Annotated in this window: 12 protein-coding genes and 1 tRNA gene; 4 read left to right on the plus strand and 9 right to left on the minus strand. The window is 71.9% G+C overall.

The window, feature by feature from the left end:
- Position 1 precedes the first annotated feature (1 nt).
- On the minus strand, positions 2-1048 hold the full coding sequence (locus ABD346_RS19515) for an energy-coupling factor ABC transporter permease (RefSeq protein WP_344376391.1): 1047 nt from the start codon (positions 1046-1048) through the stop codon (positions 2-4).
- Positions 1049-1259: 211 nt separating this feature from the next.
- On the opposite strand from ABD346_RS19515, the gene ABD346_RS19520 reads away from it, so the two are divergent.
- Positions 1260-1664 carry an SsgA family sporulation/cell division regulator gene (locus ABD346_RS19520; protein WP_344376393.1) on the plus strand — a complete coding sequence of 135 codons (405 nt, stop codon included), beginning with the start codon at positions 1260-1262 and terminating at the stop codon, positions 1662-1664.
- Between the two features lie 145 nt (positions 1665-1809).
- Here the strand turns inward: ABD346_RS19520 and ABD346_RS19525 are convergent, their stop codons facing one another.
- Both ABD346_RS19525 and ABD346_RS19530 read right to left on the minus strand, forming a co-directional pair.
- Positions 1810-4044 (minus strand): MMPL family transporter, encoded by a 2235-nt coding sequence (locus ABD346_RS19525; RefSeq protein WP_344376395.1) that lies wholly within the window; start codon positions 4042-4044, stop codon positions 1810-1812.
- A gap of 109 nt (positions 4045-4153) precedes the next feature.
- Positions 4154-4729, minus strand: a complete 576-nt coding sequence (locus ABD346_RS19530; protein ID WP_381227433.1) for a TetR/AcrR family transcriptional regulator — start codon at positions 4727-4729, stop codon at positions 4154-4156.
- Positions 4730-4937: 208 nt separating this feature from the next.
- Between ABD346_RS19530 and ABD346_RS19535 the strand changes: the two genes are divergently transcribed.
- Positions 4938-8228, plus strand: coding sequence for a S41 family peptidase (locus tag ABD346_RS19535; protein ID WP_344376397.1), 3291 nt, complete (start codon positions 4938-4940; stop codon positions 8226-8228).
- A 487-nt stretch (positions 8229-8715) separates the two neighbouring features.
- Here ABD346_RS19535 and ABD346_RS19540 read toward each other — a convergent pair whose 3' ends face one another.
- From ABD346_RS19540 to ABD346_RS19550, 3 genes are read right to left on the minus strand one after another with little or no spacing between them, the layout of a single operon-like run.
- On the minus strand, positions 8716-9612 hold the full coding sequence (locus ABD346_RS19540) for an SDR family oxidoreductase (RefSeq protein WP_344376398.1): 897 nt from the start codon (positions 9610-9612) through the stop codon (positions 8716-8718).
- The gene (locus ABD346_RS19545) at positions 9609-10514 is read right to left on the minus strand and encodes an alpha/beta fold hydrolase (protein WP_344376400.1); all 906 of its coding nucleotides are present in this window, start codon (positions 10512-10514) and stop codon (positions 9609-9611) included. The genes ABD346_RS19540 and ABD346_RS19545 overlap by 4 nt, the downstream gene beginning before the upstream one ends.
- An 11-nt stretch (positions 10515-10525) precedes the next feature.
- Positions 10526-12043, minus strand: a complete 1518-nt coding sequence (locus tag ABD346_RS19550; RefSeq protein WP_344376402.1) for a flavin-containing monooxygenase — start codon at positions 12041-12043, stop codon at positions 10526-10528.
- Between the two features lie 329 nt (positions 12044-12372).
- Here ABD346_RS19550 and ABD346_RS19555 point away from each other — a divergent pair, with 329 nt between their 5' ends.
- Entirely contained in the window at positions 12373-12993 is a 621-nt protein-coding gene (locus ABD346_RS19555; RefSeq protein ID WP_344376448.1) for a MerR family transcriptional regulator, read from the plus strand.
- Positions 12994-13036: 43 nt separating this feature from the next.
- On the opposite strand, the gene ABD346_RS19560 is transcribed toward ABD346_RS19555, so the two are convergent.
- A complete protein-coding gene (locus ABD346_RS19560) occupies positions 13037-13840 on the minus strand; it encodes an exodeoxyribonuclease III (RefSeq protein ID WP_344376404.1) in 804 nt (267 codons plus the stop codon).
- 58 nt (positions 13841-13898) lie between these two features.
- Here ABD346_RS19560 and ABD346_RS19565 point away from each other — a divergent pair, with 58 nt between their 5' ends.
- On the plus strand, positions 13899-14384 hold the full coding sequence (locus ABD346_RS19565; RefSeq protein ID WP_344376405.1) for a GNAT family N-acetyltransferase: 486 nt from the start codon (positions 13899-13901) through the stop codon (positions 14382-14384).
- A gap of 126 nt (positions 14385-14510) precedes the next feature.
- On the opposite strand, the gene ABD346_RS19570 is transcribed toward ABD346_RS19565, so the two are convergent.
- Together ABD346_RS19570 and sepX are read right to left on the minus strand one after the other, a co-directional pair.
- A tRNA-Ala gene (locus ABD346_RS19570) sits at positions 14511-14584 on the minus strand.
- Positions 14585-14659: 75 nt separating this feature from the next.
- Complete coding sequence (gene sepX, locus ABD346_RS19575) at positions 14660-15757, minus strand: divisome protein SepX/GlpR (RefSeq protein ID WP_344376407.1); 1098 nt, start codon at positions 15755-15757, stop codon at positions 14660-14662.
- Positions 15758-15867 lie beyond the last annotated feature (110 nt).

Raw genomic sequence — 15867 nt, forward strand, 5'->3', positions numbered from 1 at the left:
GTCAGACCGCTTCCGGGGTGCGCTCGGGGGCGGGCTCGGTACGGCGGCGGCGCACCACCCAGAACACGCCGCTGCCCACCGCGACGGTGACGCCGACGCCGATCACCCCGGCGAGGCCGCCGGCCAGGCGGGCGTCGCCGATGTCCTTGACGGAGTAGTCGGCGAGCGGCGAGTCGGAGGTGGCGTGCTGCTTGGTCTTGGCGTCGATGCCCTTGTCGTGGGCGACCTTCTCCAGGCCGTCGGGGCTGGCCGAGGCGTAGAAGGAGACGAACCCGGCGAGGACGAGCGCGGTGACGATGCCGATGCCCCACACCTTCTTCGTGGAGCGGGTGCGGGCCGCGGCGGGGGCGGCGGCCGGCGCGTCGACGAGTTCGCCGCCGACGCGCAGCTTGAGCGGTGCGGTCAGGCCGCGGGCCCCGTGCACGAGGTCGGGGCGTACGGCGATGACGGCGCCCACGGTCAGCGCGGTGATCACGGCCTCGCCGATGCCGATCAGGATGTGCACGCCGACCATCGCGGTGAGCACCTTGGTGATCGGCACGTCGGTGGTGCCGCCGAGGGCGTAGATCGCGGTGAAGACGAGGGCGGCGGCCGGGACGGAGAGCAGCGCGGCCACGAACGAGGCGACGGTGATGGAGCGGCGGGTGCGGGGCAGCACCTTCACCAGGCCGCGGAAGAGGGCGTAGGCGACGACGGTGGTGGTGATCGCCATGTCGGTGATGTTCACGCCGAGCGCGGTGAGCCCGCCGTCGGCGAAGAGGATGCCCTGCATGAGCAGCACCACGGACACGCACAGGACACCGGTGTAGGGCCCGACGAGGATCGCGGCGAGCGCGCCGCCGAGCAGATGGCCGCTGGTGCCGGCCGCGACGGGGAAGTTCAGCATCTGCACGGCGAAGATGAACGCGGCGACGAGACCGGCGAGCGGCGCCGTCTTCTCGTCGAGTTCCCTGCGCGCCCCGCGCAGGCTGACGGCGACGGCTCCGGCGGCGACCACACCTGTGACCGCCGATACAGGTGCGTTGATGAATCCATCGGGTACGTGCATGGGGGGACTCCGATTTCCCGTGGGGCCCTCTTCCCTGCGCGGCATGCGCAGAACCGTTTGATGATAGTGCCCTGTTGCGAACCCTTCGCAAGAGCGGCTCAGTACTAGATGCCAAGCCGACTCGCTGGGGGTTTACCCGAAAAATATGGGACATTTGATACCAAATAGCGCGAACCGGATTCCAAGCAGCACCCAGCGTGAGGAGCGACCGATGTCCCCCGCAGTCGAGGACCACGCCGAGGACCACGCCGAAAGCCGCTCCGTCGAGGATCACGCCCGGGCCCGCATCGTCACGGACGCCCCGCTCACCAACCCCGTCCCGGTGAAGCTGCGCTACGACCCGGCCGACTCCCCCGGCACGGTCTGCTTCGCCTTCCCGGGCGACAACGAATGGGTCTTCCCGCGCGACCTCCTCGAATCGGGGCTGCGCGCGCCCGCCCGCCGGGGCGATGTGGAGGTGTGGCCGTGCGGCCGCGCCCAGACGGTCCTCGAATTCCACTCGCCGGACGGAGTCGCGGTGGTCCAGTTCGACAACTCGCCCCTGGTCCGCTTCCTGAGCCACACCTACGCCACCGACACGCGGTCGGCCCCGTCCCCCGCGGGCCGCCGCCACTGACCTCCCCGGGCATGCGGAGGCCCCCCGTGCGCGGTACGCACGAGGGGCCGAGGGGCGCCGGCGGTCCCGTCCCCACAGGCCGCCGACGTCGGCCGGGACCCGCGGCCGCTCGGTTCGCGGGGTCCCGGCGTTCAGGGAGGCGGGGTCAGACCCGCGCCAGTTCGCGACGCCCGTCGGGGTCGCCGTCACCGTCGAGCTCGGCCTCCTGCTTGCGCAGGCCCTCGCCCTCGACGTCGACGTTCGGCAGCACCCTCTCCAGCCAGCGCGGCAGCCACCAGGCCTTCGCGCCGAGCAGCGCGAGCACCGCGGGCACGATCGCCATGCGGACGACGAACGCGTCGAAGAAGACCGCTATCGCGAGGCCGAAGCCGATCATCTTGATCATTTGCTCGCTGGAGCCGATGAAGCCGGAGAACACCGCGATCATGATCACGGCGGCGGCCGTCACCACCCGGGCGCCGTGCTTGAACCCGGTGACGATCGCCTGCCCCGGCCGCTCGCCGTGGACGTACGCCTCGCGCATCCGCGTGACCAGGAAGACCTCGTAGTCCATCGCGAGACCGAAGACCACGCCCACCATGAAGATCGGCATCATGGACATGATCGGGCCGGTCTGCTGCACGCCGAACAGCGCGCCGAGCCAGCCCCACTGGAAGACCGCGACGACCGCGCCGAGGGCCGCGACCACCGAGAGCAGGAAGCCGAGGGCCGCCTTCAGCGGGACCAGGACCGAGCGGAACACCACCATCAGGAGCAGGAAGGCGAGCCCGACGACGAGTGCCAGGTAGGGCAGCAGGGCGTCGTTCATCTTCTGCGAGAAGTCGATGTTCATCGCGGTCGAGCCGGTGACCAGGAGCTTCGCCCCGGTCTCGGCCTTGACCGACGCGTTGGTGTCCCGGATCGAGTGGACCAGGTCCTCGGTCTGGGTGGAGGACGGCTTGGACTTGGGTATGACCGTGATGGTCGCCGTGTTGTTGCCGTTGTCCTTGTTGAACTGGGGCGGGAGCACCGGGCCCACGTCCGGCAGCTTCTTGATCGCGTCGACCGTCTTGTTGGCGGCGGCCTGCGGGTTCGTGCTGTCCTTGCCGTCGACGACGACCATGAGCGGCCCGTTGAAGCCGGGCCCGAAGCCCTCGGAGAGGGTGTCGTAGGCGCGGCGCTGCGTGGTGGAGGTCGGCTGCGAGCCGTCGTCCGGCAGGCCCATCTGGAGCGAGCTCGCCGGCAGCGCTATCGCGCCGAGGCCGAGCACGCCGACGAGCAGCACCCACACCGGCTTGCGCAGCACGAAGCTCGCCCAGCGGGTGCCCATGTTGGGCTTGCCCTCGGCGGCCCTGTCGCCCTGCTCGTAGGCCTTGCGGGCCTTGCGGCCGAGCACGCGCTTGCCGGCGAAGCCGAGCAGCGCGGGGATCAGGGTGAGCGCGATGAGGACGGCGATGACGACCGTGCCGGCCGCGGCCGCGCCCATCTTGGTGAGCATCGGGATGTTCACGACGGCGAGGCCGACCAGCGCGATGACCACGGTCAGACCGGCGAACACCACGGCGGAACCGGCCGTTCCGACGGCCCGTCCGGCGGCTTCCTCGCGCTCCCTGCCCTCGGCCAGCTCGGCCCGGTAGCGGGAGACGATGAACAGCGCGTAGTCGATGCCGACCGCGAGCCCGATCATCATCGCCAGGGTGCCGGTGGTGGTGCCGAGGTCGAGCGCGTTGGCGAGCGCGGTGATCGTGGAGATGCCGATGCCGACACCGATGAGCGCCGTGAGCAGCGGGAGCCCGGCCGCGACCAGCGAGCCGAAGGTGATCACCAGGACGACGCCCGCGATGATCACGCCGATGATCTCGCCGGCCCCCTGCTCCGGCATGGCCTGCAGGGCGTCACCGCCGATCTCGACGGTGAGCCCGGCCTTCTTCGCCTCGTCCCCGCTCTTCTTGAGCGCGTCGCGGGTGTCGTCGGTCAGCTCCATCGCGTTGACCTTGTACGAGACCTGGACGTACGCGATCGGGCCCTTGCCGTTCTCCGACACGGCGTTGGCCTTGAACGGATCGGTCACCGCGGCGACCTGGTCCGAGCCGGCCTTCAGGCCCGCGACCGTCTTCTCGACCGCGGCCTTGTTGGCCTGGTCGGCCATCTTCTGGCCCGCGGGCGCCTTGAAGACGATCCGGGCGGTGGCGCCGTCGGCGCGCACGTTCGGGTTCCGCTCCTTGAGCAGGTCGAACGCGCGTTGCGCCTCGGTACCCGGGATCGAGAACGAGGAGGAGGTGGCGGTGGTGGCGGAGGCGGCGCCGAACCCGGCGAGGGCGAGCAGCGCCACCCACACCAGGGCGACATAGCGGCGGCGCCGGAAGGCGAACCTGCCTAGGCGATAGAGGAACGTGGCCACGAGGGCGTACTCCCGGTCAAGTCGTATGGAACCAGCAGGGCATGGGGAACCAGCCCGACGACGAGAGCGGCGTGCGTCAGGTGGGGCGGGTGGTGCTCGGGGAGGGGGTCTAGCAGGGGTCGCCGAGGGCGGGGAGGACCACGGCGTCGATGTAATGGCCGAGGAAGGCCCGGTCGACCGGGCGGTCCTCGATGAGCTGCCGGGCGACGAACGCGCCGACCAGCATGTGTACAACATAGGACAACGCGGGGTTGTCCCCGCGGACCTCACCGCGGTCCACGGCGCGTCGCAGCACCGCGTCGAGACCGGTGATCTCCGGCTCGATGAGCAGCTCCCGCAGTGCCTGGTGGAGATCGGGGTTGTCGTGCACGGCCCGCATCAGACCCCGCATCAGCGCGGAGTCCTTCTCCAGCTTGCAGTCGTCCTCGCGGGAGAGCAGTTCGCGGAAATCGCCGCGCAGCGAGCCGGTGTCGATCTCGGCGAGACTGACCGGCTTGTTGTGCCGCAGGGCGCGCGCGACCAGCTCGGGCTTGTTCCCCCACTGGCGGTAGAGGGTGGCCTTGCTGGAGCGGGTGCGGGTGGCGACGGCGTCCATGGTGAGGGCGTCGTAACCGACCTCGCGCAGCAGGTCGAGCACGGCCTCGTAGAGCTCTGCCTCGCGTTCCGGGGTGAGCCTGCCCGCCATGATCGACCTCCTCTCCTTGCGCGCACGACGTGTACGTACGAACGGGGCGCACGACATGTGCGTACCGAACTCTTCGTACCGTACGAAGGTAACCCTCCCCCGAAGCGAAACGGAACCGTTTCGCTTGTGTCGTCGGCCACAGGTGTCGGAACGGAATAAAGCGCTCCTACGAGTTGCCGCGGCCACCTCCCGCGGAAAGCATTGGGGAGTGAGTGACGACGCCGCGTACCTCCGGTTCCCGCATCTGCACGACGACTTGCTGTGCTTCGCCGCCGAGGACGACCTGTGGGTCGCCCCCCTCGTGCCGGCCGGGCACAGCCCGTCCCGCGCCTGGCGGGTCACGGTCGACCGCACCAAGATCGGCCACCCCCGCTTCTCGCCCGACGGCCGCCAGATCGCGTACACGACCTGGCGCAGCCTCGACCCGGAGATCCATCTGGCCCCGGTGACCGGCGGCCCGGCCCGCCGGATCGGGTACTGGGGGTCCTCCGACACCCGGGTGTGCGGCTGGACGCCCGACGGCGACATTCTCGCGGTGTCCTCCCACAGCCAGCCGTTCTCGTACTTCTCCTGGGCCTACAGCGTGCCCACCGACGGCTCCCCCGGCGGAAAGCTCCCCTGGGGCCCGGTCTCCGACATCGCCGTCACCGATGTCGACGGCGAGCGCCGCACCCTGCTGCTCACCGGAAAGCCGCCGCACGAGCCGGCCGCCTGGAAGCGCTACCGCGGCGGCGCCACCGGCCGCCTGTGGCTGCACGGCAGACGGCTGCTGCCCGACATCGGCGGCCACCTCGACTCACCGATGTTCGTCGAGGGCCGCATCGCCTTCCTCTCCGACCACGAGGGCGTCGGCAACCTGTACTCGTGCCTGCCCGACGGCAGCGACCTGACCCGGCACACCGACCACGACGCCTTCTACGCCCGGCACGCCTCCAGCGACGGCCGCCGGGTCGTCTACCAGTGCGCGGGCGACCTGTGGATCGTGGACGACCTCACCCCCGACTCGGTACCGCGCAAGCTGGACGTACGGCTCGGCGGACCCCGCGCCGGGCGGCGCAGCTACCAGGTCCCGGCCGCCAACCACGTGGACGCCCTGTCCGTGGACACGACCGGCCGGGCCAGCGCCGTCGTGGTGCGCGGCAGCCTGTACTGGCTCACCCACCGCGACGGCCCGGCCCGCACCATCGCCGACACCCCGGGCGTACGGGTCCGGCTGCCCGAGATGCTGGGCAGCGGCGGCCAGGTCGCCTACATCACAGACGCGGACGGCGAGGACGCGGTCGAGATCGCCTTCCTGCCGCGCGCGAGCGGCGAGCGCGAGCCCAGGCGCCTCGCGGCGGGCGAGCTCGGCCGGGTCCAGGAGATGGTGTCCGACCCCGACGGCGAGCGCCTGGCGATCGCCTCGAACGACGGCCGCCTGCTGCTCATCGACGTGACGGAGGAATCCGGGGGCACCTCCCGGACGGAGTCCGGGGGAGGAGAGGTCACCGAGCTCATCCGCTCCATCAACGGCCCGGTCCGCGACCTCGCGTTCTCGCCCGACGGGGCCTGGGTGACCTGGTCGCACCCGGGGATCGGCCGCTCGCTGCGCCAGATCAAGATGGCCCGCATCTCGGGGCCCGGCGCCCGCACCGTCGTGGACGTCACCAACGGCCGCTTCGAGGACGAGAACCCGGTGTTCACCAGCGACGGCCGCTATCTGGCGTTCCTGTCCTGGCGCGGCTTCGACCCGGTGTACGACGTGCACACCGGCGACCTGTCGTTCCCGCTGGGCTGCCGCCCCTACCTGGTGCCGCTGTCCTCGGCGACACCGTCCCCGTTCGCGCTCTCACCGGACGGCCGGCCGGCGGCGGGCGGCATGGACCCCCTGGACGACTCGGCCGACGGCACGGTGACGGTGGAGGTGGAGGGCCTGGAGAACCGGGTCACCCCCTTCCCGGTCTCGGCGTCGAAGTACTCGGCCCTGCACCCGGTGTCGGGGGGTGGCCTGGTGTGGCTGCGCTGGCCGATCTCGGGCGCCCTTGGCGAGACCTTCGCCAACCCGGCCGACACCTCGGGCCGCCCCACCCTGGAACACTTCAACATCTCCAAGGCCCGCAAGACCGAACTGGTCGACCACCTGGACTACTTCGCGATCAGCGGCGACGGCAGCCGCCTGGTGGTCGTGGACGAGGGCGAGCTGCGGGCGGTCCCGGCCACGGAGACGGGCGACAGCGACTCCACGGTCTACCTGGACCTGCGCCGCATCCTGCACGATGTCGACCCGGCACTCGAATGGCGCCAGGCCTACGACGAGGCGGGCCGCATCATCCGCTCCTACTTCTGGGAGCCGCAGATGTGCGGCATCGACTGGTCGACGATCCTGGACCAGTACCGCCCGCTGGTGGAACGGGTCGCCTCTCCCGACGAGTTCGCGGACCTCCTCCGCGAAGTCCTGGGCGAACTGGGCACCTCACACGCGTACGTGACGGCAGCCCGCCGCAACGAAGGCCCCCCGCACTACCAGCGCGCACAGGGCCTCCTCGGCGCGAACCTGGTCTGCAGGGACGGCAGTTGGCAGATCCGGCGCATCCTGCCGGGCGACTCCTCCGACTCCAAGGCACGCTCCCCGCTCGCGGGCGCGGGCATCCGCGAGGGCGCGGTCCTGACCCATGTGGACGGCCGCCCGGTCGACCCGGTCGCGGGCCCCTACCCCCTGCTTGCGGGCGCGGGCGGCACGACGGTGGAGCTGACGTTCCAGCCGGCGGAGGGCGAGGGCAGATCGCGCAGGGTGGCCGTGGTCCCCCTGGTCGACGAACGCCCGCTGCGCTACCAGGACTGGGTGGCCAAACGCCGCGAGGTGGTACGGGAGTTGAGCGGCGGCAAGTGCGGCTATCTGCACATCCCGGACATGGGCGGCTCGGGCTGGGCCCAGTTCAACCGGGACCTGCGCCTGGAGGTGAGCCGCCCGGCGCTGATCGTGGACGTGCGGGGCAACGCGGGCGGCCACATCAGCGAACTGGTGGTGGAAAAACTGACCCGCCGCATCCTGGGCTGGGACCTGACGCGAAACGCCCAGGCGGTGTCATACGCGTCGAACGCACCTCGGGGTCCGGTGGTGGCGCTGGCGGACGAGGCGACGTCCTCGGACGGCGACATGATCACGGCAGCGTTCCGCCTGCTCAAACTGGGCCCGGTGGTGGGCCAGCGCACCTGGGGCGGGGTGGTGGGCATGACGGGCCGTCACACCCTGGGCGACGGCACGGTCATCACGGTGCCGATGAACGCGGCGTGGTTCGACGAGTACGGGTGGTCCGTGGAGAACCACGGGGTGGAACCGGACCTGGAGATCCTGCGCACGCCGCTGGACTGGGCGGAGGGACGCCACGCCCAGCTGGACGACGCGGTCCGCCTGGCCCTGGACCTCCTGACCCTCCACCCGGCGTCGGCCCCACCGGGCTATGCGACAACGCCAAACCTCCAGCGCCCCAAGCTGCCACCGCGGGGGGTGGGGGGCTGAGGGTGCCTTGGGGCGGCCCCCAACCCCGCAGCATTCTCGGCCTGCGGACCGGGGATGCGGGGTTGCGCAGTTCCCCGCGCCCCTGAACCCGCCTTCGCCCGCGGACCGTGCGTGGTTGCTCGCGCAGTTCCCCGCGCCCCCAAACACCCTTCCGGCCGCGGACCGTGCGTGGCTGGTCGCGCCCACGCGGCGGAGCCGCACGATGTCACAGCCCCGCGCCCCTAGCAGCGTCGATTGCTGGCCAGCACCGGCATCTTCAGCCCGTCATGGGGTCCCCCCCCTGGCCCTTGAGGCCTTGGGGGAGTTTGAGGACGAGCGCCCTTAAGGCGCGATACGGGGTCTGGGGCAGAGCCCCAGGACACGACCACCGGGCCGTACCCAGACATCTCACCCCCGGCGGGTTTCGGGAAGGGGTGGGGTGGGGCCTCCCGGGGTCTGGGGCGGAGCCCCAGGAGACCAGTTCAGCCCGTCCACACCCCCGGAGGGTCTAGGGAAGGGGCGGGGTGGGGAAAGTGCCCCGGGCCTCCTCGTCCGCCGCCCCGCCCGCCCCGACCAGCCCCCGCCCGACCCCGGAGAGCCGCGGCTCGAAGCGCCGCATCTCACGGGCCCCCACCACCCCGATCACCGAAGGCAGATACCCCCGCACGGACTGCATCCCCCGCAACCACCCCTGCGCGTACACGTGCGAGGACCGCCGCTCGATCCCCGCAACGATGCGATCGACGGCGGGCCCCAGCGGATACGTCCGGTTGGCAGGCCACGGCAGCCGGGAGCGCAGCTCACGCATCACCTCGTCCTGGTCGGCGCCCCGCACCATGTCCGTATCCGTCCACGACAGGTACCCGACCCCGACCCGCACCCCCTTGTAGCCCACCTCCGCCCGCAGGCTGTGCGCGAACGCCTCGACCCCCGACTTCGACGCGCAGTACGCCGTCATCATCGGCGCCGGGGTGATCGCCGCGAGGGAGGCGATCTGGAGGAAGTACCCGCGCGACTCCATCAGTACGGGCAGGAAGGCGCGAGCCGTCACGGCCCCGCCGATGAGGTTGACCTCGATGACGCGGCGCCACGCGTCCGGGTCGGAGTCGGCGAACGGCCCCCCGGAGGCGACCCCCGCATTCGCGACGACGATGTCGACCTTCCCGAACCGTTCCTTGACCTCGCCCGCGACCCGCGCCATCGCCGCGTGGTCGGTGACGTCCGCGTACCAGGACTCGGCCTCGGTGTGCAGCCGCGCCGCGACCCGCTTCAGCTCGTCGGGTTCGAGCCCGACGAGCGCGACCCTGGCACCGCGCGCGGACAGCTTGCGTGCGAGGAGTTCGCCGACGCCCCGGGCCGCACCGGTGACGACCGCGACCTGCCCCTCAAGACTGACCCTGCTCATACGGCACGCTCCTCGGCGTCGACGGCGGGGGCCACCAGGTGCGTGGCCACCAGCGCGCGGATCTTGTCGGTGATGAATTCGGGCGCCTCGACGGGCGTCATGTGCCCGACGCCGGTGAGGACGTCGAGGGAGCGGCAGTCGGGCAGCCCGGCCGCGATCCGCTCCGCGTGCACGGAGGGAGTGAGCCGGTCCACGCTGCCGACCACCACGGCAGTGGGCGCCGCCAACTCCCGTACGAGCAGGCCGAGTTCGAGCCCTTCCAGCACATGCGACCAGTCCTGGCGCACCTGGCGCGGGCAGGCGTGCACGATGCGGGCGCACGCCTCGACCCGCTCGGGCGCGGCCCCGGGCCCCATCGTCGCGTACCGCAGGATCTTCTTGGCGAGCGGCGTGACGGGCCCGAGCGGCGCTCCCGATCCCAGGATGCGCCGGGTGAGCCCGGTCCGCAGCCGCCCGGCCCGCATCGGCACCACCCGCGACTCGGCCACCAGGCGCGAGGCGCCCGTGCTGCACAGCAGGACCGCCGCCGCGTGCTCGCGCAGGCGGGGCCGCCCGGCGGCCGCCATGAGGGTCATGCCGCCCATGGAGTGCCCGGCGAGCACGGCCCGTTCACCCGGCGCGAGGGTCGCGGCGAGCACCGCTTCGAGATCGTCGGCGAGCGCCTCGGTGGAGTAGCCCGAGCCGGCGGGCGTACGCCCGTGACCGCGCTGGTCGTACGCGATGACCCGGCACTCGCCGGACAGCGCCCGGATCTGCGCCGCCCAGAACGCGGTCGAGCAGGTCCAGCCGTGTGCGAGCACGACGGCGGGCGCGTCCGCGGGCCCGTGCACCTCGACGTGCAGCGGGGTGCCGTCGGCGGAGCGGGCGGTGAGCTCGCGCTCGGCGACGGGCGGGGTGTACACCCCGTGCCGCCTCACGCGGACACCGCCGGCGCTTCGACGGGCTCGCGCACCGGGGCGCGTACGACCTCGTACTCCGCCAGGTCCACCTCGCGGGTCTCGCGGCGGAACTCGCTGGTGGTGCCCGGCCAGACGGTGGTGTTGCGGCCGCCCGCGTCGAGGTACCAGCTGGTGCAGCCGCCGGTGTTCCACACGGTCCGCTTCATGCGTTCCTGCACCCGCCGGTTCCAGGCGCCGACGGCGGAGGGCCGGGCGGCGAGCGCGGCCCTCCCGCCGAGCACGTTCAGCTGCCGCAGATAGTCGGCCATGTAGGCGAGCTGGGACTCGATCATCAAAATCATGGAGGAGTTCCCGAGGCCGGTGTTGGGCCCGATGATCGTCATCCAGTTGGGGAACCCGGCGGCGGTCGCGCCGCGCAGCGACTGCATGCCGTCCTTCCACGACTCGGCGAGCGTGTGCCCCTCGGCGCCGACGACACGGTCGGCGATGGGCATGTCGGTGACGTGGAACCCGGTGCCGAAGATGATCGCGTCGACCTCGGCCTCGGTGCCGTCGGCCGCGACCACGGTGGACCCGCGCACCTCGGCGAGCCCGGAGGCGACGACGTCGACATTGGGCTCGGCGAGCGCCGGATAGTACGCACTGGACAGCAGGATCCGCTTGCAGCCGATGCGGTAGTCGGGGGTCAGCTTGGCCCGCAGAGCCGGATCCTTGATGGACCGGGCCATGTTGGACTTGGCGATCGACTCGATGAGCCCGAGCTCGTTCGGCCGCTTGGTGAAGGCGCTGACCTGCAACTCCCGTATGCCCCACAGGAGTCCGCGCCGGGCGGCCCCGGTGAACGGCAGCTGCCGGTGCAGCCAGCGCTCGGCTCCCGTGATCTCGCGGTCCATGCGCGGCATGACCCAGGGCGGCGTCCGCTGGAAGAGCGTGAGCCGGGCGACGTCGGGCTGGATGGACGGCACTATCTGGATCGCCGAGGCGCCCGTACCGACCATGGCGACCCGCTTGCCGCGCAGGTCGTAGTCGTGATCCCAGCGGGCGGAGTGGAACACCTTGCCGGGGAAGGAGGCGAGCCCCGGAATCTCGGGCATCTTGGGATCGGAGAGCGGCCCGGTGGCGGAGACGACGACGTCAGCGGTGAGGGTGGCCCCATGGGCGACCTCGATCTCCCACCACAACGCGTCCGAGTCCCAGCGCATCATGGTGACTTCATGATCGAGCCGGATGTGGGGCCGCAGCCGGAACACGTCGGCGACATGCTCCAGATAGGCGCGGATGTGCTCCTGCCCGGAGAAGGTGCGGGGCCAGTCGGGGTTGGGCGCGAAGGAGAAGGAGTAGAGGTGCGAGGGTACGTCGCAGGCGCACCCCGGGTAGCTGTTGTCGCGCCAGGTGCCGCCGACGGAGCCGGCCCGCTCCAGGACGACGAAGTCGGTGATCCCCTCGCGCCGCAGCCGAACCGCCGCCCCGAGCCCGCCGAACCCCGACCCGATCACCGCCACCCGCACATGCTCGCGCTCGTGCTGGCCCATGCCACCGCCTCCCATTCCGCCAGTAATCACTGGCACTGTTGGGAGGGTAGAGCAGTCGCATACCGAGCGGTAGGGGTACGGACGGGGAAAGTTACCGCCGGTACAACTCGCCGGTGGGCACGCCGGCCACCGCATAGGCTGACGGGGTGGCAGAAGACCAGGCAGGCAAGGGCGGCCGGCGGCGCGAGGGTGGCGGCGGCGCCCGCGGGGCAGGAGCACCCGAGGGTGTCCCCGACAGCGGTACGCCGCAGCCGAGCGGGGACATCCGCGAGCACCGCACCCCGAAGCAGCCGGAGCCGGCTCCGACGGACGGCGCCCGCGAGTACCGCATGGCTGAGCTGGCCCGAAAGGCGGGCATCACCGAACGCACCCTGCGCTTCTACCGCGAGCGCGGCCTGATCCCGCCACCGCGCCGCGAGGGCCGTATCGCCTGGTACGACGACCACCACCTGGCCCGCCTGCGCACGATCTCCGCCCTCCTGGAGCGCGGCCACACCCTGTCCGGCATCGCAGACCTGACCTCGGCCTTCGAGTCGGGCCGGGACGCGGGCGAGGCGCTGGGCCTGGTGGAGCCGACCGAGGAGACCCCGGTGCGCCTGACCCCGGAGGCACTGGCCGACCACTTCGCGGGCGAGGTCACCCCCGAGAACCTGGCGGCCGCCCTCGACCTGGGCTACCTGGCCGTCTCGGGCGAGGAGATCGTCCACATCAGCCGCCGCCTCCTGGACGTGTCGGCCTCCCTGGTCCGCGAGGGCGTCCCGCTGGCGGCCGTCCTGGCGGCGGGCCGCGAAGTCCGCGAACACGCCGACGCCCTGGCCGCCCTGTTCACCGACCTCCTGCACACCCACGCCTCCCCGGAGGACACGAAGCGCCTGCGCCCCCTCGCCAAGGCGGTGGTGGACGCGGAACTGTCCTTGGCACTGGACCGGCGGCTGTCGCGGGAACCATGACGGGGCCGGACCCCGCTGGACGCGGCCCCCCGGACGCCGGGCCCTACAGGTCGTACACCACCGTCACCGGCGCATGGTCGCTCCACCGCTCCCCGTGCGTCGCGGCCCGCTCGACGAAAGCCTTCACGGCGCGCTCGGCGAGGCCGGGGGTCGTGACCTGGTAGTCGATCCGCCAGCCCGTGTCGTTGTCGAAGGCGCGGCCGCGGTAGGACCACCACGAGTACGGGCCCTCGACGTCCGGGTGCAGGGCGCGCACCACGTCGACATAGCCGCCGTCCGCCGCGTCGAAGACCCGCGTCATCCACTCCCGCTCCTCGGGCAGGAAGCCGGAGTTCTTCTTGTTGCCCTTCCAGTTCTTGAGGTCGGCCTCCTGGTGGGCGATGTTCCAGTCGCCGCAGACCACGACCTCGCGGCCGTCGGCGGCGGCCTTCGCCTTCAGCTCACCGAGGTATTCGAGGAACTCCGCCATGAAGCGGATCTTCTCGTCCTGCCGCTCGGTGCCGACCTCGCCGGAGGGCAGGTACAGCGAGGCGACCGTCACGCCGGGCAGGTCCGCCTCGATGTAGCGCCCGCTGCCGTCGAACTCCGCGCTCCCGAATCCGATCCGCACCCGGTCCGGCTCGCGCCGGGTGAGCAGGGACACACCGGCGCGGCCCTTGGCGGCGGCCGGGGCGTGCACGGCGAACCAGCCCTCGGGCGCGCCGGCCTCGGCGGGCAGCTGGTGAGCCTCGGCCCGTACTTCCTGCAGGCAGACGACGTCGGCCCCGGTCCCCCCGAGCCACTCCACGAAGCCCTTCTTGGCGGCGGCCCGCAGCCCGTTTACATTCACAGAGGTAACAGTGAGCATCCCGGCACCCTACCGACCCGGCACTGCCCACCCATCGCATAGAAGTACGCTATAACGCATGAATATCCACCAGCTCGGCTACGACCACCCCGACGCCGTGAAGCTCAACGACCAGGTCCAGCTCGAATACGCCGAGCGGTACGGGGACGAGGGCGACATCACCCCCCTGGACGCCGCGATGTTCCTGCCCCCGCGCGGCCTGTACCTGATCGCGTACGACGCCGAGGGGCGCCCGGTGGCCACCGGCGGCTGGCGCAGCCAGGACGCCAACGAGGAGAACTACCGCGACGGCGACGCCGAACTGAAGCGCATGTACGTCGTCCCCGAGGCCCGGGGCCTGGGCCTCGCCCGCCGCATACTCGCCGCCCTGGAGGCCGACGCCCGCGCGGCCGGCCGCACCCGCATGGTCCTGGAGACCGGCATCAAGCAGCCCGAGGCGATCACCCTGTACACGTCGACGGGCTACGAACCCTGCGAGAAGTTCGGCCACTACCGCACGTACGACACGAGCCGCTGCTTCGCGAAGCCGCTCATGGATTCCTGACCCCGATCCCCGGCCCCGGCCCGGCGGCTCCGTTCAGCCGCCCCCTCGACCGCCCCGCTCAACCACCCCCGGAAACGACGAGATCCCGCCCGATCGTGATGATCGGACGGGATCTCGTTGTTGTTGTGGACCTGAGGGGATTCGAACCCCTGACCCCCTCGATGCGAACGAGGTGCGCTACCGGACTGCGCCACAGGCCCTTGCAACGAGTGAAACCTTAGCACCCGGATGGGAGTGCTTGGAAATCCGGTCCTCGCTGGTCAGCGAGAGCGGGGTCATTCGTTGGCGGCGCGGGGGCGGTCCTCGTCCGCGTACTGGTCGAAGAGCGGCGTGCGGCGGCGACTTGGGCCGGTGCGCTGCTTCGGGGGCGGGTCGGCGGCGGGCGGGGCCGGGGTGGGGTCGGCGGTCGAGGAGCGGGCCGAGGACCACGTGTCGGGGGCGCCCAGGTCGATGCCGCTGGTGGCGCGCGGGGCGACCGGAGCGGTGACGTACGTGGGCAGCGGGACCGGCACCGGCTCCCAGCTGGCGCCGCGTTCGGGGCCGCGCTCGCGCTGCTGGTCGACCCACTCCTGGTGGTCGGTCTGCTCGACCAGGGCGCGCCGGCCGGCCTCCTGCGGGGAGAGGGCCGGCGCGGGCGCGGGCTCGGGCACGGGGGCCGGGTGGTGGGACTCCGCTTCGTCGTCGGCCTCGGTGCCCGGCGCCGTGGCCCGGGCGCGCGGCCTGCTCTCGCGCAGCCGCTGGGCCGCGGCCTCGGCGCGGCGCCGGTCCATGGTGAAGGCGAAGCGCCGCCGCTCCTGGATCCGCAAGTGCACGATGTACGCGCTCAGCAGGGCGGCCGGGGCGGCCGGCGCCCACAGGAATTCGAGTCCGCCGACGCCCGCGACGACCGCGCCCAGCGTGAACGCCAGGAAGAGGACGACGGTGGTCCGCCGGCGACGGGCGAGTACCGCGCTGCGCTGGGCGCGCCGGGCCCGCTCCGCCGAGGCGGAGTTCGCGGGGCGCTCACGCCGCGGCGCCGGGCGTTCCGGCCGGTCGTGCCGCTCCTGCCGCGCGGGGTGGGCCGTACGGGCCGGGGGCACGGCGGATTCCCGGGCGCCGGTGGACTCCCCCGGCGTGGCGAGGGGTTCCGTCGGGGCGTCCGGAGGGGGCCCGGGGCTCGCCTCGGGCGCTGCCTCCTCGGTGGCCCGCTGGCTCAGCTCCTTGGCATACCGGCGCTCCATGGCCGACCGTCCGGACAGCAGCCGGATGGCGGTGCTGAAGCGTTCCGTCGGACGGGCCTCGTTGAGTTCGTCCTGCCTGCGGAGCCACATCGGCACCAAGTAGGCGGCCCAGGCCCCGACGATGACTGCGTAAATGAGGCCGCTGCTGCTCACACACCACACCGTAGAGGGACGGGCGCGCGGGGATACGCCAATTGAGCCGGTGTGTCGCACGATCTGGCTGATATCACCGGCTTTTTTTGTGATTTCTCGGATCGATCGGC

It is taken from the genome of Streptomyces mauvecolor, from assembly GCF_039532965.1.
GTDB classification, from domain to species: Bacteria; Actinomycetota; Actinomycetes; order Streptomycetales; family Streptomycetaceae; genus Streptomyces; species Streptomyces violascens.

What these genes read in the sequence shown, in the direction of transcription:
- ABD346_RS19515 (WP_344376391.1), bottom strand. Translation starts at nt 1,048, where the DNA reads ATGCACGTACCCGATGGATTCATCAACGCACCTGTATCGGCGGTCACA.
- ABD346_RS19520 (WP_344376393.1), top strand. Translation starts at nt 1,260, where the DNA reads ATGTCCCCCGCAGTCGAGGACCACGCCGAGGACCACGCCGAAAGCCGC.
- ABD346_RS19530 (WP_381227433.1), bottom strand. Translation starts at nt 4,729, where the DNA reads ATGGCGGGCAGGCTCACCCCGGAACGCGAGGCAGAGCTCTACGAGGCC.
- ABD346_RS19540 (WP_344376398.1), bottom strand. Translation starts at nt 9,612, where the DNA reads ATGAGCAGGGTCAGTCTTGAGGGGCAGGTCGCGGTCGTCACCGGTGCG.
- ABD346_RS19550 (WP_344376402.1), bottom strand. Translation starts at nt 12,043, where the DNA reads ATGGGCCAGCACGAGCGCGAGCATGTGCGGGTGGCGGTGATCGGGTCG.
- ABD346_RS19555 (WP_344376448.1), top strand. Translation starts at nt 12,373, where the DNA reads ATGGCTGAGCTGGCCCGAAAGGCGGGCATCACCGAACGCACCCTGCGC.
- ABD346_RS19560 (WP_344376404.1), bottom strand. Translation starts at nt 13,840, where the DNA reads ATGCTCACTGTTACCTCTGTGAATGTAAACGGGCTGCGGGCCGCCGCC.
- ABD346_RS19565 (WP_344376405.1), top strand. Translation starts at nt 13,899, where the DNA reads ATGAATATCCACCAGCTCGGCTACGACCACCCCGACGCCGTGAAGCTC.